Consider the following 2,684-nt stretch of genomic DNA (forward strand, 5'->3'; position numbering starts at 1 on the left):
CCATCTTCTGAGGAAGCCTCATCATGTTCCACAGATGGTTCGTTTGTCGAGCTGTTTACCGAAAGATGGTTCGTTTGTCGAACTGTTTACCGAAAGATGGTTCGTTTGTCGAACTAGAGGAAAATGTGACCTGCGGTTTTATGCTTGCCACGTCCGAAACTTGAACCATCTGTGGTTTTTGCACTCGAAACTCGAACCATCTGCGATTCGTGTATTTGGATGCATCTCGTGTGTTAGCTTAAACATGTCCGCAGGAAACTGTGTCGCATAGAGTCTCTGCAAAGTAGCAGCAGGCTAGAAAAACACATGTTCTTCTTGTGTGTTATAAAAAGCTGAGCTATAGTACAAAAGGTTACAAACGCAAAGCGGGATTTCCTGCGGGATATCCCCACCTGAGTGGCGCGAGAGCTGCTGTCGGGTCAGACGAAAAACATGCCAGTCATGTTGTTCCGCTAGGCGTAGCGGAAACGTCTCCCGGATGCTTTGCGACGGGAGTTTTTTTGTTGGAGGGGAAGTGACTCTCCTAAGAAGGGAAGGTGGAGACGCTGGCAAAGAAGGACGACCTTCGGGTCAACGGTGAAATTACGTCTCGTAGCTGCCGACTTATTGGAGTTGACGGCTCGCAGCTTGGTCTGTTTGACGTGAGAGATGCTATACGCATTGCGCACGAGCAGCACCTCGACCTCGTGGAGATTGCACCTGGTGCAGAGCCTCCTGTTTGTCGAGTGATGGACTATAGCAAGTATAAGTACGAGCAGGACCGCAAGGCCAAGGCTGCACGCAAGAAGCAGGTCAAGGTCGAAGTCAAGGAAATGAAGTTCCGCCCCAAAATTGATGTGGGCGACTTTGAGACCAAAAAGAAGCATATCATTCGCTTCCTCAAGTCTGGAGCTCGCGTAAAGATTACCATCATGTTCCGTGGCCGTGAGATGGCTCATCCGGAGCAGGGCTTGCGTGTTCTTGAGCGTCTTGCAGAGGATCTCAAGTCCGTTGCAACGGTCGACCAGCAGCCCAAGATGGAGGGCCGCAACATGCATATGCTCGTTTCGCCTATTAAGGGTGCATTTGACGCGAAGCCCGATGAGGCAGAGCTAGAAGAGAAGGAGTAACAAGATGCCCAAGATGAAGACGCACAAGGGGTCGGCAAAGCGTTTCCGCCGCACCGGCACTGGCAAAATTATGCGCGCAAAGGCTTTCAAAAGCCACATCCTGACCAAGAAGTCCCAGAAGCGTATTCGTAACTTCCGTAAAGAAGTAGTGCTTTCTGCTGCTGACGCTCAGGTTGTTTCCCAGCGTATGGGCAAGTAAGCGCAACCGCGTACAAACGATAGCGACAATGTTGTCGCAGCTAGGAGTTGATTAATATGGCACGTGTCAAGCGCGCGGTTGCAGGCCGCAAGAAGCGTCAGACGCTCGTCGAGCGCAGCAAGGGTTACTACGGTGTTGGCTCTCGTACCTTCCGTGGTATGAAAGAGCAGGTTCAGCACTCTGGTCAGTATGCATACCGCGATCGTCGCAACAAGAAGCGCGATATCCGTGGTCTGTGGATTCAGCGCATCAATGCTGCTGCCCGTTTGAATGATCTTTCCTACAGCAAGTTCATGCATGGTCTGAAGCTTGCTGGTGTCGAGCTGGACCGCAAGGTTCTTGCTCAGGTTGCCTATGAGGACGAGGCTGCGTTTGCTTCTCTTGCTGAGGTCGCCAAGAAGGCACTCGCTGACGCTGAGTAGCAGATTCTGTACAAGTAGTTTTTCTTCACATATATTTGTATATTTGCCCTAGGCTGCTTTGTTGGCCTAGGGTTTTTTATTACTCAGGCGGATTAGTTCAAGCAAGAGGTGATCGGGGAGTCTTTCTTGCTTGAATAGATGCTTCAAACTTCGACGCGCCAAACGAAAGATGGTTCGTTTGTCGAGCTGCTTACCGAAAGATGGTTCGTTTGTCGAACTAGAGGAAAATCTGACCTGCGGTTTTATGGCTCGCGAATTCGAAACTCGAACCATCTTCTGAGGAAGCCTCACCATGTCACACAGATGGTTCGTTTGTCGAGCTGCTTACCGAAAGATGATTCGTTTATCGAACGAGAGGAAAATGTGACCTGTGGTTTTATGCTTGCCACGTCCGAAACTCGAACCATCTGTGGCATGTGCCACTGGCCACCGGTCATCCTTGGTGTGTTTTACCTGCGCTCCAGTGGATGCGGGCATGCATATGCGCTTGTCACGATTTCCCCCATGCCAAAAAGGGAGCAGGGACAAAAAATCGCCTCCCTGCGGCTACGTTGTGAACCCACCCATAATAGGTGGGTGCTCTCAGCGCCTTTTCCAGCTTCCTCAACAACGGAGGATTCCTGTACTGGAAACGCTATGCGAGCTCCCTCAAAAACGCTTGTCGGTTCACCCATTCTGTGCCACAGGGGGACGACACCTTTATTATCGTTGACCGCTGGAATAATTCCAGTCTTGACTTGCGCTGAGAGAGCGGGAAAATTGAGAGTGCATTGCGTAAGTGCCTTGGGACATTTTGCTGCAATGACAAAGCAACATCCTCGGATAAAAACCCGCCATAAAGCAAAACCATCGTGTAGCTGTCACAGCTTGCGGTCATGTAGTATGCCGTCGAGTTTCTTTTTTTGATTTGCTTTCCTGCTTCCCATTTTTATGATTGTGCAGCTTTCAGTTACA

At 50.3% G+C, this 2,684-nt stretch carries 3 protein-coding genes; all 3 read left to right on the top strand.

All coding sequences use genetic code 11. The features are described from left to right. Window positions 1-536: 536 nt before the first annotated feature. From infC to rplT, 3 genes are read left to right on the top strand one after another with little or no spacing between them, the layout of a single operon-like run. Window positions 537-1,109: a translation initiation factor IF-3 gene (infC, locus tag Q0X25_RS08320; RefSeq protein WP_298581185.1), complete on the top strand. Its 573-nt coding sequence runs from the start codon at window positions 537-539 to the stop codon at window positions 1,107-1,109. Window positions 1,110-1,113: 4 nt separating this feature from the next. Beyond that, on the top strand, window positions 1,114-1,308 hold the full coding sequence (gene rpmI / locus Q0X25_RS08325) for a 50S ribosomal protein L35 (protein WP_298581188.1): 195 nt from the start codon (window positions 1,114-1,116) through the stop codon (window positions 1,306-1,308). Between the two features lie 56 nt (window positions 1,309-1,364). After that, window positions 1,365-1,730: a 50S ribosomal protein L20 gene (gene rplT, locus Q0X25_RS08330; RefSeq protein ID WP_021735526.1), complete on the top strand. Its 366-nt coding sequence runs from the start codon at window positions 1,365-1,367 to the stop codon at window positions 1,728-1,730. Window positions 1,731-2,684 lie beyond the last annotated feature (954 nt).

Origin of the sequence: uncultured Olegusella sp. (assembly GCF_947253395.1) — a bacterium.
Taxonomy (GTDB): Bacteria; Actinomycetota; Coriobacteriia; order Coriobacteriales; family Atopobiaceae; genus Olegusella.